A 26,173-nucleotide genomic window follows, 5' to 3' on the forward strand; every position below is an offset into this window, starting at 1 on the left:
ATGTTCTCATTGTTTAAATCTAAAGAGCCGGATTACTGCCCTGCCCCGCCAGAGAAGGAAGATATTGAAAGGGTTACGCTTGATAGTCTGCAAGGGGCTTTCATTGGCACGGCCTTGAACGCAGAGACGGCTGAGCGTGTGACAGGCTTGAATGAAATAGAAAAGCGGATAAATAAGAAGCTGGCTCAAATTTGCGAGGCTGATAGTCTTGATGAGGATGTCATTCCAAACTTCCCTAAGACCGCTACAGAATTGCTGAATGAGTTGAATTCCGATGAGCCTGATCATCGCAAGGTTGTAGAGCTAATTCAATCTGATCCTGCGATTGCAGGCAATGTGATTAAGATGGTGAACTCACCCATGTACCGAGTTTCTAAGTCTGAGATAACCAGTATTGAGCGGGCTAGCGTACTTCTTGGTAATGAGCGTCTCGAGAAGATTCTCATGACGGTCCTCATGAAGCCAATGATGGATATTAAACCGATCTATTTCCATATGTATGGCAAGCATATTTGGGAGCATTCACAAAAGACGGCGCTCGCAGCATCTCAATTAGCTGAGCATTATGGTGCTGATGGATTTGCGAGCTATTTTTTAGGCCTTGTGCATGATGTCGGCAAGATTATTGCGTTTAAAGTGCTGGTTGAGGCCTTCTCTGAGCATGATGTGATTGAAGATCCTCGCCCGATTGTCTTCGTTAAGATACTTCAGAAGTATTCTCATATGCTCACATTGAAAGCAATGGATCATTGGGATATTCCAATTACTTACACGCAGGTATTGTCTAAGCTCGCATACGCTAAACGCTTTGATAGTCTCAAGCCACAAGAGAAAGTATTGCATGAGGCCAACCTCTATTGTGAGGTGGACTTTTTGATTCAGCAACAATCTATGTCTCCAAAAGGGGCTGAGGCGCTCGTAGAGAAGTTTTCAGGCGATTATTCAATGTACCAAGCGGTAGTTCCGAAAGGTTGATTGACGATGCTCCGAGCGCTTAGTGGTTTATGTGGGAAAGTAAAGTCTATGAAGGCGGAGGCTTTCCTTACGCATCCTGAGGGGGATATTCGATATTTATTTACAAAGCAGTCTCCATTAATTCTTATGCAAGGTGCTTCTGAAACCGGGAAGAGTGTTCTGGGAATGGAGTTTGTCGAGCAGGCATTGAAAAAAAACCTAAATGCCATTGTGGTTAGTTACAGGGGTGAGGCTGATGAAAAGCTAAAAAAACGGCTAAATCTCCAGTACTCAAAACAGGTAAGTTATATTGAGCCCTGCAGGGAAGAAAATGGGAAATTTGATTTCAATATCCTACCTCAAATTAAAAATGGTATAATATTTATTGATGATGTCTTCCTCTCTAGTAAAGTGGATGACTTAGTGAAATACTGTATAAACAATAAAACAGTTATAATTATTGCGCATCAAGATTTTACGCAACCCTATGAGAGTGATAACTTTGATGCAGTCATGAAGGCTCTCATTGGCTCTGCGGGATTGATAGTCGATTGTGGTACCCGACCGGGATATTTTCCTTTATCGGGCTGTATTGCGGGTGAGTATACGGAGCGTGATAAAAGCTGGCTTCAAGGTGGGCTAAATCCTTACCGCTTTACTGTTTTTGATGGGCAAGTACGTCGTCATTATGAGCATGTTAGGAGGTATTAAAATGGCAGAACGTAAAACTTCGCTAAATTGGTATTTGGACACGGTGAAGGCAAAAATCTGCATTGAGGTTGAAGGCTCTCAGTCAATTTACTTAAAAGAAACTTCTCTATTTGCACTTGAGGATAGTGTGAAGCGAGGTAAGTGCACTATTGAAGAGCTTGACGTTCTTGATATATTGCAGATGCGCTTAGAATTTAAGAAATTTGAGGCTTATCAAGAGTTTCTTTCTGACCCTATGGCGCTTGCACTTCATCAATTGTTGGGCAAAGAAACTGCAATTATTCGCGTTTTGGATGAATCATCAGTACCTCATGCAGCAGTCATTGAGAATGAGGTTGATGATGAATACCTTGATGTCTCTGGGCCGCATACCCTGCTCCAGTACGCACCTCCTTTACAGGAGCATAAAGGCCTTGAGCTGGACATGTTGGCTGTGACACCAGAAAAGTTAGCTAAAATCTTTTGTCCACTGGGTGTGCCTATGCATGAGATTGAAGATGCATTGCGTTTTATTAAGCGCCACCGAGTATTAAAGAATTTTAAAGCCGTTTAAGTGACTTGACTTTTTTGCGTTTTTAATTATATTTATAATAAATATATGCGCTGGAGTGTCAATTGAGTACAACAGATTCTGTTTTTGCACCTTTGCGGGCTGGAGATTGTTTATTGATCGGTGATGCAATCAATATAGAACTCCTTAAAGCTGGGCCCACCCCAGAATTTAAGATGGCGGTCGGTGATGGCGTTTTTGCTGATAAATTAAATCAGCGCTCAAGATTGGCACTTGCCTGTAATACTGCTCATCGCGGAGTGCACAGACTCCCTCCTAATGAAATTATCCAATTAACTGAACAAGATTGTGTCTGGGTAAGTCAATGCTCAGGTGAATCAGTATCGCTACGTTGCGTGTCAGATAAGGATGTTTATTTGCAGAAGTAAGGTTCCTTCCCTTCTCAGTGGCTAATGGCCTTAACTTGATTATTTTGTATTAGGCTGGCAACTTGGTTGTGGCTGCTTTCAATAAATTCCATTCGCGCCTTCCAGTTTTCTTCTGAGGTTTCAGAAAGATTAACATCAGAGATGGCGCGATATTCTCGCATTATAATTCCTAAAGGGGTTTGATACATTACTAGCAGGTCACAACCATCCTTTCTGTTTAGAGGGTAATTGACGGTAAGCACAATACCTTCAGGCTTGTATATCAGGGGGTCGGAAGCACCGGGATCGGGGAATTCACACTTGTTAAATTTATCAACGAACGTGAAATAGTTTAGCATTGCATATCCTCAGGCAGTGTGAGGAAAGCATAAGGCAAAAAAAGCCAAATAGCAACTTTTAGAATTTTCACCATTATTATAAAAATAATGCCCTAAGCAACTTTAAATCGTCTGCTTAATAGCAATTCATCGCAGCGCTCAAGCATCTCCATTTCTTCAGAGGAGAGGTCTTTAGCAGCTAGTATCTCAGCAACATCATTTAAGAGATCTTGCGCCTTAAGCAAATCACTGATCCCTGATTCTGTAATGGTATCAGGCCGAATATGATAAGACTCACATCCGAGTCCTTCGGACAGCTTAAGGGCTGTCTTCGGAGATATAGGGTTTTGCCCCTTAAGAAGCTTACTCATGTAGCCTTGTGACATGCCGCAGCAGCCCGCAAAGATTTCTTGATCCATGTGCTGAGAAGAGACTTTTAATTGCTTATATAGGGTATTAAGGTTGATGCAGGCTCTAATTTCAGTTGCGCTTTTAAGGTTTGGGTATTGTTTGTAATCTACTTCGGGCTCTACAATGACCATCTTGGTGTTTTTATTTTGTAGTAACTTCATTAATACAGCTTTCCGATACAAAAGGTAATAGTTCGTGTAACGTTCCTGACAATAATGCGTTACACATAAAATCAGAACAAAACAGAGGCGTTAGGAAATTAATCGCCCCGCTCTCAAGCGCCAAATGGGTGAGGGTTTCCAGATCGCATGGATTTTCCATACTTTCTTGGTGTATTGAGACCTGCTTAGTCGTTAAGTCAATCCACTCCGAATCCACATTTGAGTGGATTTGAACTAAAAAGACAAGCTCAGCCTGATGCAATAGCTCGCTAATATCGGTGGTACTGAGGACCTCAGTCAGTAACCTTAACGTTTCATGTGCGCTTTCTAAGGATAGATATGCCTGCCCATCATTCTCCAATGCTTCAACTGACCAGTGACAGTCAGTAAAGAGGTGATCGGAAATCAAGCAGATATATAGCTTCTTTTGCGGGTCAGAATGCTGTGAATCCCAATTCGCATAGATACCGTACCAAGCAGGAGATACCCAAAAAATAGGTAAACCTTCGCTCGTTACACCCTCTTGATGACTTTTGTAGGCAATGCTATTAATCATCTCTCACTCATATAATATAACGGAAATAAATAGTATCTCAAATCGAGCCGTAGCGCAATCCAGAATTGCCACCATCGTCCTTTTTGACTGAGTATTTAGATAGATCTGCTTTAAGGTGGGTTTCAGCCTCTCCACGGGCAGCCTCAACTTTATTCAAGGTCATATCGCAGTTAATGCCAAACTTTTCGACCGCCTTATGGAGTTGTTTGACATCTTTTAGACATTTCTCCCTTAAGAAGTGGAGGCGTAGATCATAGTCCTGAGAGAAAATGATTTCAGCCGCATGACCCCCCTGTTTCATTAGGTCTTTTCGCCTTTCAGTGCTCAGATCAAAATCTGCAGTACCAACAGTTTGGGCATTAATTATGCCAAGGCGATTGTAGTCCTTGATAGAAATCTCCGCACTGGCCTGTTGTTTTTTCATGTGAAAGAACGAAGTGATGGATTGGGCTTTATGTGCGGCTTTGTCTTTAATGAATTCAAGCATATTTGATGAGTCAAACTCAGGCGCTGCACTGTCGTGATGGAGGATTTGTTCAACTTTAGGTGATTTGGAGAAATTGCCTTCAGGTGAGAATATAAAACCAATACTTTCATCTAGATCGTGACCTAAGACTCGGTCAAAAATATGCATTGGATAATTTGCGCGAACACCTCCATCAACATATTTATTATCCTTATATTTATAAGGCTTAAATACAATAGGCAGGTTCATGGAGATACGGACAGCCGTTTTGATAGGCATGTCTTGATATTCTTTATTTCCATGCCATACATCAATCTGTTCGTATGAAATAATATCTTTCTCTTTTGCGATACAGATGTAAAGTTCTTTGAAGCCAAATTCTGGGAGTTGATCTGCAAGTGCTTTCAACTGCGGGAATGTTAGGTTTCTCAACATGGTAGGAGTGATCGGTTCACCTTGATTAATAAACTGATTCTTTACAAAGAGATCATAGAGTGATTCGGGGTGGATTTGCTGAAGACGTTCTTCAATAAGGTCTCCAAAGAACTCTTCGATAATATCTTCGTTGCGGATAAGCCTGCATACATTGCGTATTGCATCAAGGTTTCGCTGACCACCTGCATTGGAGAATCCCATATGAGGGAATTGGCCCGAAGGGTCTACCTCAAGTTCCGCTGCCCGAATCAACTCCTGAACTATGAAGTCAATATTTACATGTTTATCAAAATAATCAATCAACTGTATAACGCCATCAGCAGATAATGATTGAACGTGCTGCTCAAGAACTCTTTGGGCTTTTTTTTCATTTCCCAGATCGAGTTCAAACTTAATATCTGTACGCAGTTGGCTGGGTAGAGCCGATAGGTCTGGCGCAATTTTGGAAAACGTCTTGAGGGTAACTTTTTTAAATTCATTGAGGAATTTTTGGTCGCCGACTAGCCTTCTCCCTCTCGAGGAGAAGTGTGCTCCGAAGCGCAGTATTGGGGTCGCCTGCGTTAGGAACTGGGCAAAAGCTTTATTGAGAACTATGTCTCGAATCACCCTAGGCGGGTATCCCAATGCGAGGGGCAGTGCTGAGATGCCACCGGCTGAAGTGCCTGCTACACGCTCAATGCCTTCAAGTATGTCGGCATCCTCAAGTGCTTCAAGTACGCCCGGGTAAGCCATGCCTTTAGCCCCTCCACCTGAAAGGCAAAGGTTTTTAATTTTCTTATAATTCTTAGACTGCTGAGATAATTGGAAGCTAATTAATCGCAAAGCATCCCGGTAACGACTTTCATTAAATACAGGCTCTCCATTATCTGGCAGGGGGTGTTCAGTACACATTAAGTGGAGCTCAGACATTAATTCTACAAATCGAGATTTGTCTGCCTCTGACAACCTAACATCATCATCCGCAATTGCCTGAGCCACAATTGGATCGATTGGGTTTAGGTTAAACTGGGCATCATTGAGGTGTACAGTGGGCTTATAGGGGTTTCTAAAACGATTTCCTGCACTCATTAGCTGCTTCGTGGCTGGGCTAGGTGCAAAAACGTTGATCTGGAGGTCAAGCGAGAATGCTAGAATTCCCGCAAGTTCCTTTGTGACGTTATGGGTCTGCTCATATTTATTGTACTCATTAATGTCATCGTTGAGCTTATCCAGCAATCTATTTACTTTTCGGACGCCAATAAACTTCGGGAAAAATAAACTCATGCCCTGCACACCTTTTTTATTATTATTGTTATAAATTATAACATAGTGCAGGGCAAAGAAAAACGCCAAGGGGTTACCTTGGCGTATTTTGCTCAGTGCGAATAATTTAGTACTTTGGTCTCAATGCAGGGTTTGCCCTAGGCTTTGACTCTTGGCACGAGTATATTCTAAATGAGTAAGCAGCGCTAAAATCTTACCTTCCACCTCAAGTCGATCAGGTGATCGGTATTTTTCCGGTAGTGCGGACAGGGCATGCTGTGCTTCTTGCAGCATGGACTCGAAGTGCTGTTGGAGCTTAAGCGTCTTATGTAGGGCAATAAGCGCGGGCTGGTTCAGCTCTTCAATCTGGATATCTAGCCCAGCCGCCTCAAGCAGAGCTCGGATCTCTGTTAGGTCTACATTGCTGTCTGGTACTACATCACTCATGTTATGGCTCCAAACTGTATTAACGCTTGCTTAGTTATTTTTAGGCTAACGATCGAGTGGTCGCTAGCGGAGGTGAATAATGGCACATGAAAAAATGCCTTGCAAGCGAAAAGGGCAAAAAATTGCCGCCCTAATTTAAACAAAAATTCTTTATTGAAGGGTCTGCTACTAATGGATAGAGTCCTTTAAGAACAACAGGTTATGGCAATAACATGAAGCTATAGGTGATTATGTGGAGTGATTGAAATGGCATTGAAAGAAATATTAAAAAATTATTTGCTTGGCTAGCTGCAATTTATTGCCATATCTCTTTTGATCTAAATCAATTTTTGAGGGAGGTGTGCCGCACTATTTCCGGGCTCACTTGCACCCAAATAAGCATATGAAATAGTGCTAAAGTCCTACAATCACGGTGGTTAGACTTAAGGATAAGGGTCACGTCGGATTAGCGTAATTGTGAATTAATTGCATTTAGCAAGATTGTTGCAAATAGGATACTGTAATTGAAGTTGGCATATAAAAGCATTATAATATTTGTGGCTATAATTATAATAATGAGGTTAGCATGCCATTACTGTTCAAGATGAACTCCAACAAGGCTGATAAGGGCTTTCCTAAGCAGCTTTTCCTTAAGTGTTTTGATTCCAAGGATGATGACGATACCTACGCGGTCTTAATTCAGGAGCGGGATCAAACAGACACATACCACCCCCCTTATTGGGGTAAAATGTTTTCCGCTGGCAATAAGGATGTGTATTTAATTATTCGCATGCCCATACGTAAGCAAGACACTGACGGTCGCTTCATAACCCGACCAAAGCAAGACAAGAACAAGAATTATTTGGATCGTAAAGGTAAGCAGGTTGATAAGCCTGAAGATGCGGCTCAAGTATATGAGTATGTGAAAATAGAGGAAGACGGGAATGCTTATACGCTAACCGGCACGAAGGCAGTGCTTCGTTGTAAAAACACGACAAAATCCGGTAATCCAACCAAGCAAACATTTTTTTCTATGGCATTGTACAGTGATGAAGTTGCAGAGCGGATGGAGGCAATGGAATCTCAGCTTGGTGAGTTGGAGGGTGATGATCGTAAAGCCATGCTGCAGCGCATTAAGGAAAAGAGAAGCAAGGAGACTCAGTGGTTTAACCTCTTTATCGAGGAAGGTGGTGAATTTTTAGAGGAAGAGTTTGATTTTGAGATAAGACTGCCAGAAGAAGAGTCAGGGGACTAAACCCCTGACCTAAGCTACTATCAGTTGGCTTCATTGAAGCTAGCGGGTAAATCCATACCGGTTAAATCAGCTACCTGCACAATCCGCTCACGCAGAAACTCAACTAACTGATTTTTTTCTTTAAGTAGTTCAACAGAACGATCTAGATCTTTGACATCCAGCTTACTTTCAAGCAGGTTTGCTATCTCTTGCAGGCGAACATAGGCTTGCTCAAATGATAATTCATCTTTTTTGCTCATGGTTTAACCTTTAATTTACCGTCTTTAAATTCAATTGTGAGGTTTGGTTCTCCGATCGCGTCCGTCACTGACGTTATAACAGAATCATCAGAGTCACGTATATAGCTAAAGCCTCTATCTAAAATTCGGCGTGGATCGCATGCGTTGATTTTACTATCCAGCAAATTAACTTGCATCGCCGCTTCCAGAGTCTGCCTCCCAAGGTTTTGCTTGCAGGATTCGGAGAGTGCAGCCACGGAAGTCGCACTGCGCTCAATTAACTGGTGCATTTTGCTGCTAATGCCGTCATTGAGGCTGGTTGTTTGCACGCAAGCCAAGGTCACTAACTGTTGACAGGATTGGTCAATATTGTAAATGGAATTACAGACAGCTTGTATGTTTTTTACAATATGTTCCTTGATAAAGGCAATTGCCAGACTCGGTGTTGGGGTTCTGGTATGGGCAACTTCATCAATGATCGTATTGTCTTGTTGGTGTCCTATACCGGTAATAACGGGTATTTGCATATGGCAAACCGCCAAAGCAAATTCGAATTCATTGAGGGCGTAAAGGCCACCTTTATCCCCTCCTCCGCGAATAATCACGAGGCAGTCATAGCACTCTGGATCGGACTGAAGTTTGGAGTAAATGCCGCGTAGGCTTGATAAAATTTCTTGCTTAGCATTAACTCCTTGGAAGGTGGCCTCATAGTAATCAAATTTACAAAGCCCCCTACTGTTAAGAATTTCGGCCTGTGTTTTGAAATCACCCAGCCCTGCTGCTGCAACCGGACTTAAGACAGCAATTTTAAAAAAATCACGCTTGAGGGGCTTTTGTTTATTGAGGCTAGTAAGTCCTTTATTGGCAAGTCGATCACGGATCTCTTTGAGCTTGGCCTCCATATCTCCTAAGGTGTAGTTTGGGTCGATATCCAGCATCTGCAATGAAAAGCCATATTGTGGGCTAAACTGGACTTTAACATTGCAAAGGATCTTCATGCCGCTTTTGAGTTGCATGCCTGTTGCGGTGTTAAATTTATCAAAAATCTTTGAGGCGGCCGATTTCCATATGGTGGCCTGCGTTTTAGCGATTTGTTTGCCTGACGGGTCATACTCAGCTAGTTCAAGGTATTTATGGCCAGAACCTGATATTCGAAGAACTTCCGCTGTAACCCAGCACGTGGATGAAAATTGACGTTTAAGCTGTGCTTCAACATCTTTAAGTAGTGTAGAAAGGCCAATAGAGTCCATAGTAACCTCAAATCGACACAATACTTACAGTATCAATCGATTTAAATTTAAGTTTCCGGCTAAGTAGCCTTGGTATGGTAGAGAAGGATAAGTTATCACCCGCTATAGGGATGGAATCCCAGTTAAATTTAATGTCAGTTGAGTCTTGCGCCAATATCCTTTGCTGTGAGGCGGCACGAATAAGAGTGGTAGACTGTTCTGGTTGGCAGTAATGCTCAGAAACACCGCCCTCATCAAATACTAGGCCATTCGAGTCTAGCCAAACAATATCACCTTTTAGCTCAAATGCACAAGCGAGACGTTTAGGGAAAACATGAATGTCACTTAGGCAGTTTTTGGTAACATGAGGTTCGTATTTAAACCCCATATATAGTAAAAGCCCAAGTGATCGCTGAAAATTCTGAGATTGTTGGTCCGTATCCATTTATGCTCAAAGGCAGTTAATTGGAATATTATAATAGGAAAAAACTAGACAAAAATCAAGAATTTTCCGTATTCCAAATAGCCGGATCTTTGAAGGGTTGTGGTTTTGGTGCTGTTATTTGGATAACAATACGATAATTACATGATCTGCCTTGTGGGGTTGAATTGTGGCAAAGAGGTGATTTTTCACCACCTTTCAGAATGCTTATTGAGCTCGATTTAACGCCCTTTTCAATAAGTGCGTCTGCAAGGGATTGGCTTACCACCTTGGATTCAACGCTGTTGCGTGATGCTGACTTGAGATTGCCTGAAAAGCTTGTAATTTTGATGTCGTGACTATTGTCCACATGGGATAGTACAGCAGCAACTGCAGTGACCTGTGCCATAGATAATGGCGTTGTGTCGCTGAAGTAGTCTTCATTAGGGGTATAGGAAATAATCATATACGGCCAACTCGAGCCTAAGTTATGAGCAATTCCCTGCCGGGAAAGCGCTAAAACATCATTCCTCATATTGTCTAATTGGTTTTGGCTAATGGAATAGCCTGCACTGGCACCAATAATTCCACCAATCACTGCACCTTTGGCTGAGTCGCCCGAAGCAACCGCGCCTACTGCAGCGCCAGCAGCGCCGCCAGCAATGGCATATGTCACAGAAGGGTCAGTTTGGGATTCACCCGAAATTGGATGAGTGCTTTCAAAGGTGCCACACCCGGCAAGGGTGATAGCTATGAGTGTAGAGGGGATGATGTTTTTCATACTATTTCCTATATAAAAGCGCACTTTATGGAACATAAAGTGCGCTGCATTGGAGAGCTAATTGGGTGATTAGCAATTATCCTTCACAAGAGTGGTTTCGTACTGATCCGCAGTTGCAGAAGTTGCATCAGGTTCAGTATATTCTAGGTAACAACCGCCATCTGCATTATCAAAGCCGATGCGAACTTTGTCCGCAGCAGGGCTTGTTGTGGAAAGCTGGCCGTCACTAAGCTTGATTGCGGCAGTAATGTCACCATGACCGGCAGCGGTAACATTGGCGCGTGGATAGCCCCAGTGGAGATCAATGACAGTGCCTTCAACAACCACGTCGGTAGTGTTGGTTGAGCTAGACTGAACGCCCTTAATTAGGGCTTTTGAATAAACAAGGGAAGCAGCTTCATTTACGGAGCCGCTTACGCCTTCAAGAACGGAAATTCGAGCGTCCGTTGTTAGATTCATAAAACGTGGTAATGCGACAGCAGACAGAATGCCTAGCAGTGCAATAACCACAATCAGTTCAATAATAGTAAAACCGCCCTGACCGGCAGGTGCCTTCTTCATAGTATTGCTCCAGTTTTTATTTTGGTTAATTATTCTATTACTATAATAGAAATTAATTACCATGACAACTTGTAGATAACAAAAAACCCGGCAGGACCGGGTTTTTTAAGAAAACACTGATTAGCAGCAATTAGCAGCAATTAGCAGCAATTAGCAGCAATTAGCAGCCAGTAGTTACCTGATTTAGCTCAAACTCGTTTGGATTCGGGTTTGTAGCGTCCGCTTCGATGTACTCAATGTAGCAACCGTTAGCGTTGTTATCAAAACCAATGCGTAGCACGTTAGGAGTCGGGTTAGTTTTGCTCAGTTTAGAGTCAGCTTTCAGGTTTAGCACATCTTCAATGTCGCCATGGCCTGCATTAATAGAATTAGCTACTGGGTAGCCGTAGTTTGTATCGACAACCTGATTCTGGATAATGACATCAGCGCTGTTGCTGCTCTGGTTATTAGCGTTAACAACGATTGATTTGCCGTGAACCATTGTAGCGGCAGCTGCAACAGAGCCTTTTACACCTTCCAGAGTTGCAATTCGAGCATCACGTGCTAGATCCATGTAGCGTGGTAAAGCTACTGCAGCAATAATGCCGAGAATGGCAATCACTACGATAAGTTCGATGATCGTAAAACCGCCCTGTTTAGCGGCATTAGCTTTCATTGGTTTCATGATTATATTCCTGTTTTGTTATTATTTTCTATTAGATAGAAACACCGCATTAGTTTAACAGTGCTCTATTATTATAGCAATAATAAATTAATAGGGCTGTGCATAATTATTGTCAATTAGCCACTTTGCTACATCAACACCATTGGCGGACACGCTGCAGATCGGACGGCCATAATAACCCCATTTCGTGCACCGGTACTCAACATCTGCACCAGTCAGAGCCTGCTTGACAATGGCGCTCACCCTCTTTCCGGATTCAGTGTTTTTGCTTGGGTCAACATGATTTGACTCCGGTGTATTTGCTCCAGCCAGTCTCATTTTAACGGATTTGTACTTACTATAGAGATATTGATGAGAGTTGTTTGAGGCCTGCTCTTGGAATTGTCGAAATTCCTTTGCGCCTATATTTATAATGTAGGTGTCTCCATCACTGACTTTGTATACTGTGCCCTTGCCAATAATAGGAAAAGCATTGGCATTTGTAGTAATCAGTGCTATGCAGGTGATAAGGGTGGCAAATATTTTCTTCATAAGGGGTGCTCCGCCTATTGCAACTGTGTATATTATTATTATAATAAATAAACAATAGATTGCAAGTGAGAAAGAGAGATGGAAAAAACCTACACCCTGATGGATAGTGTGCATCGCGGCATAGATGTAAATGAGGCGGAGCTTCAGGTCACTGATCACCCACTGTTTCAGCGGTTGCAGTATATTTATCAGAATGATGTTCTGTATCTTGTCTTTAGGAGTGCCAATCATTCCCGCTTTGCCCACTCGCTGGGTGTGATGCATATGACGGGTCGAATTTTTGACAGCATTACCCGTGAGCAAGCTACAGGTGGTTACTCAAGAAAAGCTATTGAATCGGCGCAGTACCTACGTAGCTGTGTACGTTTGGCAGCATTACTGCATGATACGGGTCATGGCGCATTTAGTCATCAGTTTGAGCTGACTCCAAGCATTCAGGCTATTATGGCTGAAAAGGACCTGTTTGAGGAGCTCTGGGCGGGGCATGAAGAGGTTGCTAGTCGGCTTTACGGTAAGGTGCCAAAGTATCTCAAGCATGAGCATTACAGTGTCCGAGTGGCCTATGAAATACTTCGTGGTTTACCAAAGGATGTTCTAAAGGTGGATTTGTTTGATGTGCTATCCATTATGGAGACGACGAACATTACACCCTCTAAACATTTTGATAAGGCAGCGGCATCAGCTTGGTCATTGATTGTTTGCAACTCTCAGGCTGAGTGCCCCGTGAAGCGGAATACAGCTGGTACCTTGATGATACGCATGCTGCGCACAATTCTTTCTGGAGAGTATGATAGTGATAAAAGTGACTATATTCTCCGTGATTCGTATCATTCCAGTCTTTCTGCTGCCGAAGGAACATTGGATACACTAATCAACAACTTATCTTGTGCATGGCATGAGGGAGATGAGTGGTTAGGGCTTGTTATCCGAGATAAAGGCCTAATGGCATTTGAGGCTTTTTTGTATAGTCGCTATCAGCTATATAAGAATATTTATAGCCATAAGACGGCCACAGCCTTTGATTTGATATTGCGATCTGCAATTGATGAGTGCATGTCGGAGCCGGAGATAGCCGCAGAGGTTCGGTATATGTTGACAGACATGGAGGGTTTTCAAGACTTTACAGATACGTATTTTCTAGAAAAGTTCAGAGGATTTGCCCGCAAGCATCGTAATGTAAGTACTTCCAGTCGGGCATTATTAAGCCGAGAAAAATTAAAGTTTATTGGTAGTCATCATAACCTTCCGGAATTCAGGATGTCTGATGTTGTGTGTGAGTACGCCGAACAGTTGGGTGTATCATCTGATCGAATCAGACATATTACAAACAGGGTACGTTTTTCTAAAATTAATGATGATTACAGTGAAATTCGAGTGTTGAATAAAAATCCAATAACGAATGGGTTCTCTATTCAAGCACTCAGCGAGCAAAAGGATCGGTTAACTTTGCATCCTGAGGTGGTTGTTACTAATTTCTACTATTGTCCATTTTAGGGGCTAAATAAGTCCCCTCTCGCGCAAACAAAGCGGCCATAGGCCGCTTTGTTATTTGTATGTTCTACTCCGTAATTTCAACGCCTCAAAGGGTATGAGAGCGGATTGGATGTGCAGTCAGCAACCATCGATTTCTACATTGACTGTGTATAGTCCGTTTTCGATCGCGCTATCCGGCTCAATGTATTCCACATAGCAGCCATTTTCGTTGGTGTTGTAGCCAACGCGCATTGTCTTAGTGTTTGGATATTGAACTTTTAATGATTCAGCCATTCCAAGTGCTAACACAACATCTGCCATGCCATTACGCCCGTTCTTTTTCTGAGATTGCGGGAATCCGCCAACTAGGCCAACCTGAAGGCCTGTTGGGTAGCGAATTTCATCCGGAATAATAAGTTCGCCGGGTGTGAATTTCCATTCAGGCACATCCCCATTCCAGCCACCATTACCGTTGCCATTTCCGCCATTTCCGCCATTTCCGTCATCATCGCAATCTTTACCATAGGCATGGCCTTTTTTGCCGTGGCATTTATCGTCATCGTCATCATCGCAATCTTTACCATAGGCATGGCCTTTTTTGCCGTGGCATTTATCGTCATCATTACAGTCATCATTGTCATCATAGCGATGACCTTTACCTGAACCGCAGCCATCATGCTTATCATGGCCATGGCCGTTTCCTTCACCATGATCCTTATGCCCCTTTCCTTTCCCTTTGCCTTTAGAAAAGTAATCATCCCAATAGTCATCATCGTCATAGCGTTTGACGCGCATCATCCCACCAGACTGGCTCAAGTAGGAAATGGGTGTGTCGGTATATATGCCTGAAGTGGCTAGTGGTTCTCCAGCTGTGCGAATGAAGCCACTGCGTGTTGTTGCTCCGCCTGTTTGCTGGATGTTTTGGAGAGCATCCTGATTGATAATCTCAACTTTAGGCAATGTTACTTGTGCTTCAACAATTGCAATAGTGTGGCTGAGGCTGGCAATGTTATGCACAACTCCTTGAATGGACATCAATGTGGTTAGGTGTGACTGTCTAATCATCATTTTAGTGTGAGGCATTGTCATGGCGTACATGATGGCCATAATGACCATTACGACAATAAGCTCTATCATCGTAAAGCCGGATTGTTTGTTGTTAGGATTTTTCATAACTATTTCCTTCGTATTGGAAATGGGAATCACAGAGGTCTTTTTCAATCATCTGGACTTCGTTTAGATGGGTAGCGATGGATATGTCCTCTACAATCCAGTCACCAACAGGTTTGGCCTGAAGAGACAATTTATTAAATGCAGCAAGTAATTCCGATTGGGTCTCCGCTGCCAATGGTTGGTTGAATTGTATGAGTACTTTCTGCTTCAAGTGGACCATCTGATCATGCTCAATATGTATGTCGCTGAGTTTAAGTGATGGCATGCTCACGAGGGCCCATTCCGCTGGAAAAGCTGGGACAATGGGTGATTTTTTTAGTTGCAAAAATACAGCCATCGGGTCAACCGCAAGTTGCGGTTCAATTGGCATCGAAAGGCTTAGGGTTACATTTACGCGAAATGATGGTGCTACAAAAGCAAAATCCTCAGCACAAGGCGCGCGATTTCCCTCCTCCAGTACTGCTGAAATAATGGAGGGGTAGTCAATCTTATCAGCCTTGAATTGGCTTAGTGCAGAGGTAAGTGCTGAAGCATCATTAGCATCAACTCCAGTTACTTCACAATGCTGAGCAAGCTCTTTGGCTAGTTGGACTGCAATGGGAATATAGGGGCTATTCATGTGAGAACCCTTCTACCAATGATTCCATGCAAATGTCATAAGAGTCTTTGTAGAGCCTATTGTCCCCCACATTCGTAGAGTAAATAAGGTCGATAGAGTCAAAGGCCTGCGCTTGTTTGTTGCTAAACTCAGATGTGTGCGGGTCAATGTATTGCGACAATTGGTACGTCATATGTGTTCTACTTTCTGTGTGGCTGTACCCTTTCGCTTTAAGTCGATTAATGTATACAAGAAAGTTGGACTCCTTCTTGCAGGATTCAGAGTGGTCTGCAATAAGGTGCTGAAGAGAGGATAGTGCATCAGTGCACCATGCATAACTCTTATTGTATGCATCTTCTTGATCCCAATTAGGGTGACCATAGACGCCGAGAAAGATTTGGCGCTGAAATCCATCCAGCAGGACTGAAGTGCTGGAATCAATGTCCTCAGTGACTTTTGATATACGCACCATTTCGCGTGTAGCCGCCAGTGCATCCTCAATGCCTACATTTTTTTCACGAGAATTGAAGGCGAAGTCTGAGTAACTAGATACAGCCTGACACCACGTAGAGACTTCGTCCTTTGATAGCGATGCTGAAGCTTGACTGGGCAGGCCAGCCAAAACGGCGGATGCAAGAAGAGTGCTAAGGATGTTTTTATTCATATCATGTAGCCAATAAAAAAATTTCTATTATATTAATTGAAAGTCAGAGGTATTTCAAATCTATAATATTTATGTCAGTATAGGATGTTATAGAGCTGAATAATTATAATAATAAAAGAGTAAATCGCATGTTAAGCGCGCGAAGCAATAGTCTCAAAAGTAAGATAGCCCATATAACGGTGGCTATAACCGCCAGTCTCATTCTAATGCATCCGGTCGACGTGCAGGCCTCCACTTACCTTAAAGTTCAGAACAAGGATTATCCGGGTCATGTCGCACGAGATTATATACTCATCAAGAAAAGGTCTCTGATTGGTAAATTCAGCCACGCCATGTCCGAACGTGACCTCAATAACTATGGCCCATTAAGCTTAGGCCGTACTGTGAGTCAGCGTGATTTATCCCAAAATGAAGAATTTAATAGCAGGGTGCAGCAGGCTGTAAAAAGCTTCAATAGGCGGCACAAGAAAACACCGGTTGAGGTCGTGATTGGACCGGTTGATACCCGCATAAACCATAAAGTAGATAGTCCTGAAAGTCTTGAAAGAATGCAGGTGATTTACGATGGGATCGTCGAGAAGACCTTGAAGGAGGACTACTATCTTGCCAAGGCCACAGTGAAAGGCAATAAAGAGGTGTTTTTCGATTATTCAAGAATGTCTGCGAGGCAGAATCCCCTTATCCGTGGATACTCTGAGAAACTCAGGTTAATGGTTGGGCAAAAAGTGCTTAAGCAGGGACGGAGAGCGACGCCGGTGGACTATATGATGACTGCACTGGCGGTGTCGCAAGGCATCCCTTATGACAGCGGAAACTGGCGTGAGTCGAATTTCCGCTCCCCTGCCAAGGTACTCATCGACAATAAAGGCGACTGTGATGAAAAGAGCCTTCTATTAGGTATGGTATTGAAGGATATTTTTCCGAAGCATCAGGTGAAAGTTTTGGGTGTTTGGAATAAAGCAGAGGCTACAGGTCATGCTGTAACGCTGTTTGAGTGGCCATATCGGAAAAGCCCATGGCCAACGTTGACGATACATGGGAAGAAATTCTTGTCACTTGAGACGACCATACCTTCAGAGCCCGGTCACTTAGATAGTCGCGTGAGGAGAGCTCTAAAGAATCGTGATTATGTAACACTAGATGTTTATTGATCGGCTGCGAATTGAAACTCGGGAGCGTATTTCCTTTCGTCCCATATGGTCCGGTAATCAACTTCAATTGATGGCAGTTCCTGCCAGATAGTTTGAGCCGTCTCGTAGCTCAGAGACGTTACCATGGTATGCAAAATATGCGTATATTCTGCAGGATCTTTATTGATAGCTGCCAAGTATTCCTCTTTAGTGCCTTTGCCATGCTTATTGGCGAGTGTTTTCTCAAACACTAAGAATAAGGGGGGATTAGTCCCCTCAATGTGATCGATCAAGGTCGTGATGGGAATGCCGAATCGTTTTCCATTCGGCATGGCAGCAACATAAAGTGCATTGGGCATGTGAATAACCTTATTAATTTTTCGTTATATTAATCATAATCTGCTTATCTGTCAAATTTATTGACATTGCTTCATTTGTTCTTATATTATAGTGGAAATTAATCAACGAATAAAAAAACGGATACTACTATGGAAAAAGCATTTTCACTTAAGGCATTGGGGTTTAAGGCTATTGCTGGTGCGGTTTTGATTGGCTCTGTAGCTTGGGGTCAGTATATATCAGTGGAGCCGGAACAGAAGAACGTTAAGGAAATTGTTGAAATGTATCGTCTCAAAGAAAAGAAAGAGACGGTAGTGCCGGGCTTCGCTTTTGTATCATCTGTTATCTACACGGCAGAAACCCTATTGAATAAAAATGGGGGGCATGTCAGTAATGATATTCTGGTCAATATGGTGCCAGTCTATGACAATATGGCCAACTGGGAATACGGTGTCCTTAATGAAGTAAGAATGGCAACATTGTCTCTGCGTAAAGAGCTTAGCCGTTCCCAGTCTCAGTCCGTAGAGGTGAAAGAGGTAGTCGATGCGCAGACGCGCTTTACGATTGATAATACCAGCTGGATGATGCCTGCGGCAGAGGGTAAGTATAAGGATGGTATAGATCTTCTTAAAATCTACCTGCATGACATCGCTGATGATAATGATGGTTCAGATTCTTCATTCTTTACGCGAGCTGATAATTTGGCTGCATGGCTCGACCACGTACGCAGCTCCCTAGGGAGTATGAGTAAGCGATTGTCTGCTAGTGGTGAGCGTTACCGCACCAATATTGATTTGGCGGGTGATAAAAATGCTGAGGCTGCTAAAGCCCGTGCTCAGACACAGGATGTGGGTACGCCTTGGTTGAAAATTGATGATGTTTACTGGGAGGCGCGCGGTCAAACATGGGCATTGATTCATATGTTTAAAGCCGTTGAGTATGATTTTAAACCGGTTCTGGAAGATAAGAATGCAGGCCCAGTGGTTCGCAATATCATTGAGGAGTTAGAGGCTACGCAGCGCAGTTTGTGGTCGCCAGTGGTATTGAATGGTGATGGGTTCGGTATCTTTGCTAACCATTCGTACACCATGGCTAACTTTATTAGCCGAGCGAATGCGGCAGTTATCGAGTTAGAGCAGCTGCTAAATAAGGGTTAACGGGAGAAGTAATAATGAAAAATATTGATTACAAAGCTACAGTTGAAGGTATTAAGTTGGGTAAGATCGATGTATTGTTTAATCCAAAACAGTATGGCGTGGTGCTGGATAAGGTATTACCTGATGATGTGAAGCGTTCAATGTCTTCTGTTCAAAAAGTGAAGGCAAGTAAATGGTTGGTAGGGGTTGGCGGTGTCGCTCTGCTTTTCACGCCATTTAAACTGATGATTGTCGGTGCCCTTCTGTACTGTGCTTGCTGCTGGACTTATGAGCAGTATGTACAGCGGGTAATTTTGAAAGGCATTATGAGTGATGAAGAGTTTTTCAACGTACTGTATGAAAATAAAGTCATCGCTTTAGCCGATAAAGAAAGCACACCGGATGCAACTCCAGAATAAGGGGTAGGTACCCAACTATGGATGCGTAATTATTATATGTGTTATAATTAACTACGCATCCATAAACTAGGTGTATTATGCAACAGCAAAAAAAGAGGCATAGAACTGTAAAGCGGTTCCGTCTTCACATATCTGACCCGTACAACCGAAAATTCAAAAGTGAAGTGTTGAATTCTGCGAAGGCATTATCTGAGCGCATAGAGATTCTCCATTTTATGGGCTACATCACTCGAACAGAGGCCCTTTCATGAAAACCGCCCTCCGTAACTCTTTTGAAAAAGCGCGCACGAATTACCCCGACAGTAAACCCGCTATAGAAGAATTGGAGGCGCAGGTTGAGAGGCATACGCGCACACCAAAATTTCATGTTTTTATTGAGGGGATTAGCTGGCGAGAGCACCGAGACTACGGAGTTTGGGCATATAGTATCTTCAATGCAAATGCGGATATATTGACCACCCTGCCCCGCTTGAGTATTCATGGTTCAGTGCAACGGACTACGCGAAACCGTATCGATCTCATGGCTGCCATTAATGCGATAGAAGCGCTTCCCTCAGGGGTTGAGGTGAGAATCTACACAGATTCTGAATATTTGTATAAGAACTTTATTAGAAGCCGAAAAAAATGGGTTGAAAATAACTGGAAAACCCAGAGTGGCAGTGAGGTTGCAAACAAAGATCTGTGGCTTCAGTTAATGGCAGCCATGTTTAAGCTGTCGCGGTTCAGATGGGAGTTAACCGATCGGCATTCTCTTCGTGCAGCCTTCCGGTACCAGCATTGGTTGCTTGAAAAACCCGAGACCTAAACCTTATTAAATATTGACTCTTTAATTATTACTATTATAATAATAGGAATATTATTGAGGTGATGTATGGTTAAAGGTGCATTGAGGAGAATGTTGCAGACCAGTGCTGCAAAACAGGCGGTAGAAGATACCCCTCTTTCAACGGTGGAAGGCGAAAAACCCTTGCTGCGGATGGATAAGCAGCTGAAGCGCTTTGTATCACAAGAGGATATTGTTGGTGGGGTTCTGCAGCCAGTGCGTAAGTCGGCTGCCACTAAGGATGCGCCAGCCAAAAGTGTAAATCAAAAAGCGCCCACGAGCGAGACCCTGCCTCCCGAAAAGAAGGGCGCGGTTTGTTATTTTAAGACTGCTGGCCGCTGGAGCAAGATTGGCGCAAAGTTGGTGAGAACTAAGCGTCGAATCATGGACCTCATTTGCTTGCAAAACCCAGAGGTAAATGGACATGTTACCCTGCCAATCAATGTGGTTTTAGACATGTTGGACTGCATGGAGGATCAGCAGCAGTGTCTAGATGCACTGCAAGAGCTGGCAAAATCAAATCATGAGCCCCCTATTGCGTCTTCTAGCATGCCTGCAAATGAGGATCAGGTGGCATCTATACTGACGAATATTTTCATGAACTCGCTCGACAAGGAAGAAGTGGATATCAACTTGGCTTTGACGATGTTGCGACAACATTGGAAGTGCATTCCGGACAATAATCGAAACGAAATTTGCACCGCAATCGTAGATGAAATTCGCAAAGAAAATGAGCATTCAGCCTATATAGAGGATTGGTTGGATTTATTGAGTCAGGAAAAAATTAGAGAGGCAGATCAAACTGCAACAGCTTGATCTGCCTATTGTGGTGGAGCTGACCAGCCTACATCGATGCAGCCAGAGAGGATTCCTGATTGCGAGTTTTTTCTAAAGACTTATCTACCAGCTCGATAATTTTTTCAGGATGTTTTTGGGTCAGAACTTCTGCGACATGAAGTAGCGTGTCGGAACCGAACGTTTCCAGCGCATCTTCTAGGTAATCAGCCTTCTGATCACGAGGGCATAGGCCCGTCATATGAACATCAGCCTCGTAACGGAAATTATAGTCTGCGGCCATGTGCTGCATCGATTGCAGCATTAGATCATTTAGTTTGCGGACATCGCATTTCCTTTTCTGTCGTTCGACTTCGGCACCTACCAAAAAGGCTTTAAAGCGTGGTTCAAATCCCGAGAGGTCATCCATGCGCGTTGGGGTGAGGATTTTATTTAGCATGTGTTCGCAATGACCTAAGAGATCGGACACTTCTTTGTGAAGCGCTTCCGGCTCATTAAGCCAATCAGTCTGAACCTCTTTACCCATTTCCCTGAGTGTACGTGAGCTTGTGTTCTCGGTCTGGGAGGCAACTTCAGCTTCAACTTCTCTAGCCAATTGTGCATTTGATAGCTCAATGTCTAGTTCAACGCAGCCATCTGTGGCTGAATCTTGCATATTGTTTAGGTCGGACATGGTGTACACCTTGTTATTATTGCTAATTATGTTAATTATAACAGTTTTAAATGAGGCGTAAAACATATATTTTGTTGAACTTTAAAAATATAGGGTTGATTTTTAAATAACTATTATAGTAATATCTTGCCTTTCCCATGATGTGCGGTTGCACAATTATGTATTTATCTATTGGAGTTTATAAGTTATGAAGAAGTCTTTAATCGCACTGGCAGTATGTGGCGCAATGTCTACATCCATGGTTGCTCAGGCTGATGTTATGCCTGAAGGTGTTTATAGTACGGTAGCTCTGGAGCGTATGTCCATTGAGGGTGAAGGTGGTTATGATGCAAACCCTCTGGTTGTTAGCCTTGGTGCAGGTTACGAAATCATGGATAACGTATCTGTTGAAGGTAAAGTAGGTTTCGGGGTTGACGATGACGCTGATCAGGGTCTGGACGCAGATGTTAACTACATGGCTAGTGTATTCGTTAAAGCAGATTACGATCTGACCGATGAGTTCTCCGCGAACGCTCGTGTAGGTTTAAGTCATGTGGATGTTGATTTTGATGCGCCCGGCATTCATGAAAACGATGATGTCACTGGATTAGGCTATGGTATTGGTGTTTCCTACCAGCCAAAAGGCACACAGTGGGAATACAGCGCAGGATACGATGTTCTGGTCGATGGCCACGACTTCAACGCTGAGTCATTGAGTGTGACTGTAAGCTACAAGTATTAATTTATTTTCGAAAAAAAGCCGGTTTTACCGGCTTTTTTTATTTGGAGGTTGCATGAAGTTTGCAACAATATATAGCAAGCCTGACTGCCCCTACTGCCTTAAGGCAAAAGAATTATTGCTTGAACATGGCTATGAAATCCATGAGCAGAAAATAGGCCGAGATTTTGAGTCTAAGGAGGCATTCCAGCATGCCTTGGCAAGTGTTATTGAAGCGATGCCTGAAACTGTACCTCAAATATTCCTAGGTAAAGTTAATAAGGCGCATTATGTTGGGGGTTACGATGACTTGATTGCTCGCCTAGTGCTGCCTAAGTCAGCACTGGATGTTGCAGAAGTTGACTTTGCAAAGTTTGAACTGTAATTAATTGACATTATAATAATTATCGTTATGATACGGTAATCATCAAATAATTAATAAAAGGCATTATTATGACTCATGAATCAAATAATCTTCCAAAGGGTGACGGCTCTGCTTTGGGTAATGATAACCCTATTACAACAGATGAGGCGCTAACACTGGATGATCCAAAGCATAGCGACGAAATTGATAAGCTAGAGTCCATTGAGGTGGATGTAGAAGTGGATGCGGAAGTATCAGATGAGTCTGAAGCGGTGCCGCCTGAAAAGAAAGCCGCCAAAGACAAGAAATATCGCAACCCTATTGCGCACCTAATCATGGTAATTTTATCGGCGGGTGCATGGTCGCGATTTGTCACATGGAAGAAAGGTGGCAAAGGTTCTTGGGGCCCGTATGCATTAATCATTACCTTAATCTTAACTGTGATGGTTGCTGAGCGCTTTTTTAAAGATGAAGTGAATACGTATGCGCAGCAAGAACTTCAGTTGGGATTTACTCCTTTGCCTGCACAGTATTTCTTTGAAGATGGTGCCGCGGTGCCAAGCACTGAAATGACAGCTAAGCTTGAGTCACTTAGTGCTGAACTTGAGGCGAAAAAGACCGCACTCGTAGAAGCAGAAGCTAAGGTCGCTGCGATGGCCTCCGAAAGCGCAAATTCCTCTTCTGCAATTGAGCAGTCCGAAGACATCGCTAAGTTAAAAGCTGAGATCGATGAGCGCACTGCTGCAATGAAGAAGCTTGACGAAGTTCATGCTGAGCGAGTCGCGACGTTAATGGCGCTGCATGATAAAGACTTGGGTAGTTTGTTTGCCAAACATAATGAAGAGTTGGCTCGAATGAAGTCTGAATACGATGCACTCGCCCTGCAGAAGGCTGCGTTAGAAGAAAAGCCAGTATTGATCAATACAGATACTTTTGCTCAAGCAAGCGCGTTGGTGGGTTGTGAGAGCCGTTACTCGGAAGAGCGAAAAGCTGACACCTTTAACACTGCATATGCGGGTCACTTTATTCGCTGGGCCGGTGAAATACTGCATGTAGATAAAACAGCGGTTAAGCTATCCATGCCTGAGGCGGAAGGTGTGACTGCCGTCTTTAAGTTTAAGAGTGAAGGTGCAGGTTATGACCTGTTGAAGGGTGATAAGCTGCTTATTACTGGTAAATTGATTGAGCGTGGAGACTGCAATGCCTCCTTTATCGCAAATGAAGCAGTTATTAATAAATGATTAACTATTAGTTATTATTAATTTAAAAACCATCTCTAACTTCGGGATGGTTTTTTTCGTTATAGTCCTTGCAACTGTAGGGATTAATCAGTATATTCGCTGCCACAAGATAAGAGGAGGCGCTCAATGGAGTTTGAATTTAGTAACCACTGCATTGAGCTGAAAGTTGAAGACTTCTTCTATGCTCGGCAGTATGAAAATACTTTTGAAGTACAATGGCTGCTTTTGAGGAAGCATCAGGTGATAAAAAGTGGTGAGAACATGATTATCATCATAAAAAGCGCCTGTTTATTGTTTGAACTTCATGCGGATAGGCTGAGTTTTGGCGCGGGATTGTCAAGGCAATTTCTCGATGTTTTGACCTGCGTCTTAACGACCAGTGAGCTGGTCGCTATCCGAGTTCCTCAGCCTAACACCGTCATTTCTACGACAGGTAGAGCTAACGTAATGGACCAGCCTCCCTTGCCTTTATTTACTGCTTCGTAATGCAATAATTTACCGAGCAGCCCTCTCTCCCTCAGGGCTGAAAATAGCACTTCAAAATCTTCATTAACCGAAAAAGTCACTTCAAAGGTTTCTATTCGATAACGGTGTTTATCTAGTCTAACGGTGCTGGATTCAGCCGTTTTGGTTTTTAGGCTGTGTATTTCATAATCAGAAATGACATGAAGGACATCATTCAGCAGGCTCTCACCATGATTAATGGTGGCTGGCATATTGGCTATACGCGTCTTATTGGCTTTAGCCATAGCAGCAATCTTGGGTGATAAGCTTGTCTTGCCAGATATCTGATCTGTATAGCGTTTAGCTCCAGATGTCCGATCGTCTATCCGGCCTTCATAGTATGAGATTTGGTGACTCATGTCACTTATGTCACTGGCTAAATAATATCCCATGCCTGCGGAGGAAAGAATCGTCGTTAAGGCTGCAATGCTGTAAAATTTATGCTTACTCTTCATTGTTGTTCTCCAAGTTAAACTTGAAAATTACACGCCCGTCATCAAGTTGGGTTAGCTCAAAACTGTCTGCTCTGACCTGTCGCTCTAATAAAGCAGAAACATGTGCAGGGAGTTGAAGAGCATCTTTAATGCCGGATACACCACCTTGCATTATAATGTGTGAATGCTGGTGGCTTAACGATACGTTATTAATGTATGCGGAGTTATGGAGTGCGCGCCAATTAAGAGCGATATTGTCCAGCAGGCCTGACCTCGAGTAGCTCGACTCCCACGGTGCCGCCCTGTTTAATAAGTCGTTGATTCGCCGATTGGTAGCGTGCACCTCTTTGAGCTGTGATTTTGTGTTGGTTTTTGCGTAAGTCTCAGCTTTTTTGGCCGCTTCATCATAGGCTAAATTAGCAGCCGTGTATTGCTCTTGTGCTGTTGTGAGAGAGTCCTGTAGTGAAAGGTACTTGGGACCTAAAAATGCAAAAACAGCCAACCCGGACAAGGCTCCACCGGCAACGACTGGGAGTGCGTAAGTAATCCAATTGGAATTCTTTTTTGCGCCTTTTTTTTGCGGCTTGGCACGTAAAGCACTGAGTAAGTCAATTTGTTGAACGTTGTTCATTTCGCTCTCTCGCCAGTAAAGACTGTGGGTCGCATTAGTGATGCGCCTATGGAAATAGCTGTCTCGGGCAGTAGAAGGTTTGAGGCATCCTGCCCTTTCTTGTCTTTCATAAGTATCTTGGTGGCCGTGATAGGCGATGAAAGGTTGACTGCGAGTGTTTCTGTAAAAGCCTGCATGGCACTGGTTGTCGGTAAAAATTTAACAGTTGCGCATTCACCAACCCCCAATTGCTTTGTAAAGTAATCAAGTGTCCGCTGAATCTGGAGAGCACAATCATTTAGCGCGGCTACTCTGTCGCTGCGTAAGGCATCGAAAGGTATCTGTTTGCTAAAATAGAGTTGTCCCTTTTTAACAATGTTACAAATACTGAAAGGTGAGCCCAGTAGCACGTAGGCGATGATCTCACCCTGTTCTGCAGAAGTCGAGTAACTTTCATCAAGCTGCGTAAGTTTATGTAGAGAGAATTCAGGTATGTCAATCGACACTAGTCGTGAACGTAAGGTTGACTCAGCAAATCGAACAACACTGTCCATGGTATTTCGATCTGCATAGACCGCATATACCCAGCGGCCTCGACCGTAATAGGCGTCTTCGGGGAGGTAGGCAAAGTCCGTAACAATAGATAAGGGATCAAGGTCCTTGTGCTTAGCATGCTCTAAAGTTAGATAGCTAGCCACTTCGGTGTCTGGCATTTTTAGTTCAGGAAGTTGTTTAATCTGAATATCGTATTCATGTGGCTGCAGTGAAATCACTGCAGGCATTCTCCTGAGGCAGTGTTTTCCGAGGTGCTTCCTAAGTGCC

At 43.2% G+C, this 26,173-nt stretch carries 34 protein-coding genes; 14 read left to right on the forward strand and 20 right to left on the reverse strand.

Features of this window, described 5'->3' with window-relative positions; genetic code table 11:
* The 4 genes from ACMXYT_RS16915 (at position 1) to ACMXYT_RS16930 (ending at position 2,604) form a co-directional block, all read left to right on the forward strand.
* The gene (locus tag ACMXYT_RS16915; RefSeq protein WP_415912822.1) at positions 1-975 is read left to right on the forward strand and encodes an HDOD domain-containing protein; all 975 of its coding nucleotides are present in this window, start codon (positions 1-3) and stop codon (positions 973-975) included.
* Positions 976-1,023: 48 nt separating this feature from the next.
* Complete coding sequence (locus ACMXYT_RS16920) at positions 1,024-1,665, forward strand: hypothetical protein (RefSeq protein ID WP_415912823.1); 642 nt, start codon at positions 1,024-1,026, stop codon at positions 1,663-1,665.
* A 1-nt stretch (position 1,666) separates the two neighbouring features.
* Positions 1,667-2,218, forward strand: coding sequence for a hypothetical protein (locus ACMXYT_RS16925; RefSeq protein WP_415912824.1), 552 nt, complete (start codon positions 1,667-1,669; stop codon positions 2,216-2,218).
* Positions 2,219-2,280: 62 nt separating this feature from the next.
* Positions 2,281-2,604, forward strand: coding sequence for a hypothetical protein (locus ACMXYT_RS16930; protein WP_415912825.1), 324 nt, complete (start codon positions 2,281-2,283; stop codon positions 2,602-2,604).
* Positions 2,605-2,618: 14 nt separating this feature from the next.
* Here ACMXYT_RS16930 and ACMXYT_RS16935 read toward each other — a convergent pair whose 3' ends face one another.
* From ACMXYT_RS16935 to ACMXYT_RS16955, 5 genes are all read right to left on the reverse strand, one after another.
* Positions 2,619-2,942 carry a hypothetical protein gene (locus tag ACMXYT_RS16935; RefSeq protein ID WP_415912826.1) on the reverse strand — a complete coding sequence of 108 codons (324 nt, stop codon included), beginning with the start codon at positions 2,940-2,942 and terminating at the stop codon, positions 2,619-2,621.
* Positions 2,943-3,034: 92 nt separating this feature from the next.
* The gene (locus ACMXYT_RS16940; protein WP_415912827.1) at positions 3,035-3,493 is read right to left on the reverse strand and encodes a helix-turn-helix domain-containing protein; all 459 of its coding nucleotides are present in this window, start codon (positions 3,491-3,493) and stop codon (positions 3,035-3,037) included.
* Positions 3,474-4,049 carry a hypothetical protein gene (locus tag ACMXYT_RS16945; protein WP_415912828.1) on the reverse strand — a complete coding sequence of 192 codons (576 nt, stop codon included), beginning with the start codon at positions 4,047-4,049 and terminating at the stop codon, positions 3,474-3,476. The genes ACMXYT_RS16940 and ACMXYT_RS16945 overlap by 20 nt, the downstream gene beginning before the upstream one ends.
* A 37-nt stretch (positions 4,050-4,086) precedes the next feature.
* Positions 4,087-6,213 (reverse strand): patatin-like phospholipase family protein, encoded by a 2,127-nt coding sequence (locus ACMXYT_RS16950; protein ID WP_415912829.1) that lies wholly within the window; start codon positions 6,211-6,213, stop codon positions 4,087-4,089.
* 120 nt (positions 6,214-6,333) lie between these two features.
* Positions 6,334-6,639, reverse strand: coding sequence for a hypothetical protein (locus ACMXYT_RS16955; RefSeq protein WP_415912830.1), 306 nt, complete (start codon positions 6,637-6,639; stop codon positions 6,334-6,336).
* 565 nt (positions 6,640-7,204) lie between these two features.
* Between ACMXYT_RS16955 and ACMXYT_RS16960 the strand changes: the two genes are divergently transcribed.
* Positions 7,205-7,873, forward strand: coding sequence for a hypothetical protein (locus ACMXYT_RS16960; RefSeq protein WP_415912831.1), 669 nt, complete (start codon positions 7,205-7,207; stop codon positions 7,871-7,873).
* A 20-nt stretch (positions 7,874-7,893) separates the two neighbouring features.
* Here the strand turns inward: ACMXYT_RS16960 and ACMXYT_RS16965 are convergent, their stop codons facing one another.
* The 7 genes from ACMXYT_RS16965 to ACMXYT_RS16995 form a co-directional block, all read right to left on the reverse strand.
* Positions 7,894-8,112 carry a hypothetical protein gene (locus ACMXYT_RS16965; RefSeq protein ID WP_415912832.1) on the reverse strand — a complete coding sequence of 73 codons (219 nt, stop codon included), beginning with the start codon at positions 8,110-8,112 and terminating at the stop codon, positions 7,894-7,896.
* The gene (gene xseA, locus ACMXYT_RS16970) at positions 8,109-9,341 is read right to left on the reverse strand and encodes an exodeoxyribonuclease VII large subunit (RefSeq protein ID WP_415912833.1); all 1,233 of its coding nucleotides are present in this window, start codon (positions 9,339-9,341) and stop codon (positions 8,109-8,111) included. The genes ACMXYT_RS16965 and xseA overlap by 4 nt, the downstream gene beginning before the upstream one ends.
* Before the next feature lie 7 nt (positions 9,342-9,348).
* Entirely contained in the window at positions 9,349-9,765 is a 417-nt protein-coding gene (locus tag ACMXYT_RS16975; protein WP_415912834.1) for a hypothetical protein, read from the reverse strand.
* Positions 9,766-9,820: 55 nt separating this feature from the next.
* A complete protein-coding gene (locus ACMXYT_RS16980; protein ID WP_415912835.1) occupies positions 9,821-10,522 on the reverse strand; it encodes an OmpA family protein in 702 nt (233 codons plus the stop codon).
* 69 nt (positions 10,523-10,591) lie between these two features.
* Positions 10,592-11,083, reverse strand: a complete 492-nt coding sequence (locus ACMXYT_RS16985) for a Tfp pilus assembly protein FimT/FimU (RefSeq protein WP_415912836.1) — start codon at positions 11,081-11,083, stop codon at positions 10,592-10,594.
* Between the two features lie 160 nt (positions 11,084-11,243).
* The gene (locus ACMXYT_RS16990; RefSeq protein WP_415912837.1) at positions 11,244-11,747 is read right to left on the reverse strand and encodes a Tfp pilus assembly protein FimT/FimU; all 504 of its coding nucleotides are present in this window, start codon (positions 11,745-11,747) and stop codon (positions 11,244-11,246) included.
* Between the two features lie 87 nt (positions 11,748-11,834).
* A complete protein-coding gene (locus ACMXYT_RS16995; protein WP_415912838.1) occupies positions 11,835-12,278 on the reverse strand; it encodes a thermonuclease family protein in 444 nt (147 codons plus the stop codon).
* Between the two features lie 78 nt (positions 12,279-12,356).
* On the opposite strand from ACMXYT_RS16995, the gene ACMXYT_RS17000 reads away from it, so the two are divergent.
* Positions 12,357-13,772, forward strand: a complete 1,416-nt coding sequence (locus ACMXYT_RS17000) for an HD domain-containing protein (RefSeq protein WP_415912839.1) — start codon at positions 12,357-12,359, stop codon at positions 13,770-13,772.
* Between the two features lie 117 nt (positions 13,773-13,889).
* Here ACMXYT_RS17000 and ACMXYT_RS17005 read toward each other — a convergent pair whose 3' ends face one another.
* From ACMXYT_RS17005 to ACMXYT_RS17015, 3 genes are read right to left on the reverse strand one after another with little or no spacing between them, the layout of a single operon-like run.
* Positions 13,890-14,924, reverse strand: coding sequence for a Tfp pilus assembly protein FimT/FimU (locus ACMXYT_RS17005; RefSeq protein ID WP_415912840.1), 1,035 nt, complete (start codon positions 14,922-14,924; stop codon positions 13,890-13,892).
* Positions 14,911-15,543, reverse strand: a complete 633-nt coding sequence (locus tag ACMXYT_RS17010; protein WP_415912841.1) for a hypothetical protein — start codon at positions 15,541-15,543, stop codon at positions 14,911-14,913. The genes ACMXYT_RS17005 and ACMXYT_RS17010 overlap by 14 nt, the downstream gene beginning before the upstream one ends.
* Positions 15,536-16,186, reverse strand: coding sequence for a hypothetical protein (locus ACMXYT_RS17015; protein WP_415912842.1), 651 nt, complete (start codon positions 16,184-16,186; stop codon positions 15,536-15,538). The genes ACMXYT_RS17010 and ACMXYT_RS17015 overlap by 8 nt, the downstream gene beginning before the upstream one ends.
* Before the next feature lie 332 nt (positions 16,187-16,518).
* Here ACMXYT_RS17015 and ACMXYT_RS17020 point away from each other — a divergent pair, with 332 nt between their 5' ends.
* Positions 16,519-17,337, forward strand: a complete 819-nt coding sequence (locus tag ACMXYT_RS17020; RefSeq protein WP_415912843.1) for a hypothetical protein — start codon at positions 16,519-16,521, stop codon at positions 17,335-17,337.
* On the opposite strand, the gene ACMXYT_RS17025 is transcribed toward ACMXYT_RS17020, so the two are convergent.
* The gene (locus ACMXYT_RS17025) at positions 17,331-17,675 is read right to left on the reverse strand and encodes a hypothetical protein (protein WP_415912844.1); all 345 of its coding nucleotides are present in this window, start codon (positions 17,673-17,675) and stop codon (positions 17,331-17,333) included. The two genes, ACMXYT_RS17020 and ACMXYT_RS17025, sit on opposite strands and share 7 nt — an antisense overlap.
* A gap of 129 nt (positions 17,676-17,804) precedes the next feature.
* Between ACMXYT_RS17025 and ACMXYT_RS17030 the strand changes: the two genes are divergently transcribed.
* The 4 genes from ACMXYT_RS17030 to ACMXYT_RS17045 all read left to right on the forward strand — a co-directional run bounded on the left by ACMXYT_RS17030 (position 17,805) and on the right by ACMXYT_RS17045 (position 20,849).
* Positions 17,805-18,812, forward strand: coding sequence for a DUF2333 family protein (locus ACMXYT_RS17030; protein WP_415912845.1), 1,008 nt, complete (start codon positions 17,805-17,807; stop codon positions 18,810-18,812).
* 14 nt (positions 18,813-18,826) lie between these two features.
* Positions 18,827-19,210: a hypothetical protein gene (locus tag ACMXYT_RS17035; RefSeq protein ID WP_415912846.1), complete on the forward strand. Its 384-nt coding sequence runs from the start codon at positions 18,827-18,829 to the stop codon at positions 19,208-19,210.
* 247 nt (positions 19,211-19,457) lie between these two features.
* Positions 19,458-20,015, forward strand: a complete 558-nt coding sequence (locus ACMXYT_RS17040; RefSeq protein ID WP_415912847.1) for an RNase H family protein — start codon at positions 19,458-19,460, stop codon at positions 20,013-20,015.
* A 90-nt stretch (positions 20,016-20,105) separates the two neighbouring features.
* Positions 20,106-20,849, forward strand: a complete 744-nt coding sequence (locus ACMXYT_RS17045; protein ID WP_415912848.1) for a hypothetical protein — start codon at positions 20,106-20,108, stop codon at positions 20,847-20,849.
* A gap of 28 nt (positions 20,850-20,877) precedes the next feature.
* Here the strand turns inward: ACMXYT_RS17045 and ACMXYT_RS17050 are convergent, their stop codons facing one another.
* A complete protein-coding gene (locus ACMXYT_RS17050; RefSeq protein WP_415912849.1) occupies positions 20,878-21,501 on the reverse strand; it encodes a hypothetical protein in 624 nt (207 codons plus the stop codon).
* A 187-nt stretch (positions 21,502-21,688) separates the two neighbouring features.
* Between ACMXYT_RS17050 and ACMXYT_RS17055 the strand changes: the two genes are divergently transcribed.
* The 3 genes from ACMXYT_RS17055 (at position 21,689) to ACMXYT_RS17065 (ending at position 23,803) form a co-directional block, all read left to right on the forward strand.
* On the forward strand, positions 21,689-22,222 hold the full coding sequence (locus ACMXYT_RS17055; RefSeq protein ID WP_415912850.1) for a porin family protein: 534 nt from the start codon (positions 21,689-21,691) through the stop codon (positions 22,220-22,222).
* Between the two features lie 52 nt (positions 22,223-22,274).
* On the forward strand, positions 22,275-22,583 hold the full coding sequence (locus ACMXYT_RS17060) for a glutaredoxin domain-containing protein (RefSeq protein WP_415912851.1): 309 nt from the start codon (positions 22,275-22,277) through the stop codon (positions 22,581-22,583).
* A 68-nt stretch (positions 22,584-22,651) separates the two neighbouring features.
* Positions 22,652-23,803 (forward strand): hypothetical protein, encoded by a 1,152-nt coding sequence (locus ACMXYT_RS17065; RefSeq protein WP_415912852.1) that lies wholly within the window; start codon positions 22,652-22,654, stop codon positions 23,801-23,803.
* Between the two features lie 404 nt (positions 23,804-24,207).
* Here the strand turns inward: ACMXYT_RS17065 and ACMXYT_RS17070 are convergent, their stop codons facing one another.
* The 3 genes from ACMXYT_RS17070 to ACMXYT_RS17080 are packed head-to-tail and all read right to left on the reverse strand — an operon-like array spanning position 24,208 to position 26,124.
* Positions 24,208-24,762, reverse strand: a complete 555-nt coding sequence (locus tag ACMXYT_RS17070) for a hypothetical protein (protein WP_415912853.1) — start codon at positions 24,760-24,762, stop codon at positions 24,208-24,210.
* Positions 24,752-25,372: a hypothetical protein gene (locus tag ACMXYT_RS17075; protein ID WP_415912854.1), complete on the reverse strand. Its 621-nt coding sequence runs from the start codon at positions 25,370-25,372 to the stop codon at positions 24,752-24,754. Before ACMXYT_RS17075 ends, ACMXYT_RS17070 begins: the two co-directional genes overlap by 11 nt.
* On the reverse strand, positions 25,369-26,124 hold the full coding sequence (locus tag ACMXYT_RS17080) for a hypothetical protein (RefSeq protein WP_415912855.1): 756 nt from the start codon (positions 26,122-26,124) through the stop codon (positions 25,369-25,371). Before ACMXYT_RS17080 ends, ACMXYT_RS17075 begins: the two co-directional genes overlap by 4 nt.
* Between the last annotated feature and the right edge of the window lie 49 nt (positions 26,125-26,173).

Origin of the sequence: Neptuniibacter sp. QD37_11 (assembly GCF_047778105.1) — a bacterium.
Taxonomy (GTDB): domain Bacteria; phylum Pseudomonadota; class Gammaproteobacteria; order Pseudomonadales; family Balneatricaceae; genus Neptuniibacter.

What these genes read in the sequence shown, in the direction of transcription:
- ACMXYT_RS16955 (WP_415912830.1), bottom strand. Translation starts at nt 6,639, where the DNA reads ATGAGTGATGTAGTACCAGACAGCAATGTAGACCTAACAGAGATCCGA.
- ACMXYT_RS16990 (WP_415912837.1), bottom strand. Translation starts at nt 11,747, where the DNA reads ATGAAACCAATGAAAGCTAATGCCGCTAAACAGGGCGGTTTTACGATC.
- ACMXYT_RS17025 (WP_415912844.1), bottom strand. Translation starts at nt 17,675, where the DNA reads ATGCCCAATGCACTTTATGTTGCTGCCATGCCGAATGGAAAACGATTC.
- ACMXYT_RS17030 (WP_415912845.1), top strand. Translation starts at nt 17,805, where the DNA reads ATGGAAAAAGCATTTTCACTTAAGGCATTGGGGTTTAAGGCTATTGCT.
- ACMXYT_RS16925 (WP_415912824.1), top strand. Translation starts at nt 1,667, where the DNA reads ATGGCAGAACGTAAAACTTCGCTAAATTGGTATTTGGACACGGTGAAG.
- ACMXYT_RS17075 (WP_415912854.1), bottom strand. Translation starts at nt 25,372, where the DNA reads ATGAACAACGTTCAACAAATTGACTTACTCAGTGCTTTACGTGCCAAG.
- ACMXYT_RS16950 (WP_415912829.1), bottom strand. Translation starts at nt 6,213, where the DNA reads ATGAGTTTATTTTTCCCGAAGTTTATTGGCGTCCGAAAAGTAAATAGA.
- ACMXYT_RS16960 (WP_415912831.1), top strand. Translation starts at nt 7,205, where the DNA reads ATGCCATTACTGTTCAAGATGAACTCCAACAAGGCTGATAAGGGCTTT.
- ACMXYT_RS17010 (WP_415912841.1), bottom strand. Translation starts at nt 15,543, where the DNA reads ATGAATAGCCCCTATATTCCCATTGCAGTCCAACTAGCCAAAGAGCTT.
- ACMXYT_RS17070 (WP_415912853.1), bottom strand. Translation starts at nt 24,762, where the DNA reads ATGAAGAGTAAGCATAAATTTTACAGCATTGCAGCCTTAACGACGATT.
- ACMXYT_RS17035 (WP_415912846.1), top strand. Translation starts at nt 18,827, where the DNA reads ATGAAAAATATTGATTACAAAGCTACAGTTGAAGGTATTAAGTTGGGT.
- ACMXYT_RS16975 (WP_415912834.1), bottom strand. Translation starts at nt 9,765, where the DNA reads ATGGATACGGACCAACAATCTCAGAATTTTCAGCGATCACTTGGGCTT.
- ACMXYT_RS17005 (WP_415912840.1), bottom strand. Translation starts at nt 14,924, where the DNA reads ATGAAAAATCCTAACAACAAACAATCCGGCTTTACGATGATAGAGCTT.
- ACMXYT_RS17055 (WP_415912850.1), top strand. Translation starts at nt 21,689, where the DNA reads ATGAAGAAGTCTTTAATCGCACTGGCAGTATGTGGCGCAATGTCTACA.
- xseA (WP_415912833.1), bottom strand. Translation starts at nt 9,341, where the DNA reads ATGGACTCTATTGGCCTTTCTACACTACTTAAAGATGTTGAAGCACAG.
- ACMXYT_RS16985 (WP_415912836.1), bottom strand. Translation starts at nt 11,083, where the DNA reads ATGAAGAAGGCACCTGCCGGTCAGGGCGGTTTTACTATTATTGAACTG.
- ACMXYT_RS17050 (WP_415912849.1), bottom strand. Translation starts at nt 21,501, where the DNA reads ATGTCCGACCTAAACAATATGCAAGATTCAGCCACAGATGGCTGCGTT.
- ACMXYT_RS17040 (WP_415912847.1), top strand. Translation starts at nt 19,458, where the DNA reads ATGAAAACCGCCCTCCGTAACTCTTTTGAAAAAGCGCGCACGAATTAC.
- ACMXYT_RS17065 (WP_415912852.1), top strand. Translation starts at nt 22,652, where the DNA reads ATGACTCATGAATCAAATAATCTTCCAAAGGGTGACGGCTCTGCTTTG.
- ACMXYT_RS16935 (WP_415912826.1), bottom strand. Translation starts at nt 2,942, where the DNA reads ATGCTAAACTATTTCACGTTCGTTGATAAATTTAACAAGTGTGAATTC.
- ACMXYT_RS16965 (WP_415912832.1), bottom strand. Translation starts at nt 8,112, where the DNA reads ATGAGCAAAAAAGATGAATTATCATTTGAGCAAGCCTATGTTCGCCTG.
- ACMXYT_RS17000 (WP_415912839.1), top strand. Translation starts at nt 12,357, where the DNA reads ATGGAAAAAACCTACACCCTGATGGATAGTGTGCATCGCGGCATAGAT.
- ACMXYT_RS17060 (WP_415912851.1), top strand. Translation starts at nt 22,275, where the DNA reads ATGAAGTTTGCAACAATATATAGCAAGCCTGACTGCCCCTACTGCCTT.
- ACMXYT_RS16945 (WP_415912828.1), bottom strand. Translation starts at nt 4,049, where the DNA reads ATGATTAATAGCATTGCCTACAAAAGTCATCAAGAGGGTGTAACGAGC.
- ACMXYT_RS17015 (WP_415912842.1), bottom strand. Translation starts at nt 16,186, where the DNA reads ATGAATAAAAACATCCTTAGCACTCTTCTTGCATCCGCCGTTTTGGCT.
- ACMXYT_RS17045 (WP_415912848.1), top strand. Translation starts at nt 20,106, where the DNA reads ATGTTGCAGACCAGTGCTGCAAAACAGGCGGTAGAAGATACCCCTCTT.
- ACMXYT_RS16980 (WP_415912835.1), bottom strand. Translation starts at nt 10,522, where the DNA reads ATGAAAAACATCATCCCCTCTACACTCATAGCTATCACCCTTGCCGGG.
- ACMXYT_RS16940 (WP_415912827.1), bottom strand. Translation starts at nt 3,493, where the DNA reads ATGAAGTTACTACAAAATAAAAACACCAAGATGGTCATTGTAGAGCCC.
- ACMXYT_RS16915 (WP_415912822.1), top strand. Translation starts at nt 1, where the DNA reads ATGTTCTCATTGTTTAAATCTAAAGAGCCGGATTACTGCCCTGCCCCG.
- ACMXYT_RS16920 (WP_415912823.1), top strand. Translation starts at nt 1,024, where the DNA reads ATGAAGGCGGAGGCTTTCCTTACGCATCCTGAGGGGGATATTCGATAT.
- ACMXYT_RS17020 (WP_415912843.1), top strand. Translation starts at nt 16,519, where the DNA reads ATGTCCGAACGTGACCTCAATAACTATGGCCCATTAAGCTTAGGCCGT.
- ACMXYT_RS16995 (WP_415912838.1), bottom strand. Translation starts at nt 12,278, where the DNA reads ATGAAGAAAATATTTGCCACCCTTATCACCTGCATAGCACTGATTACT.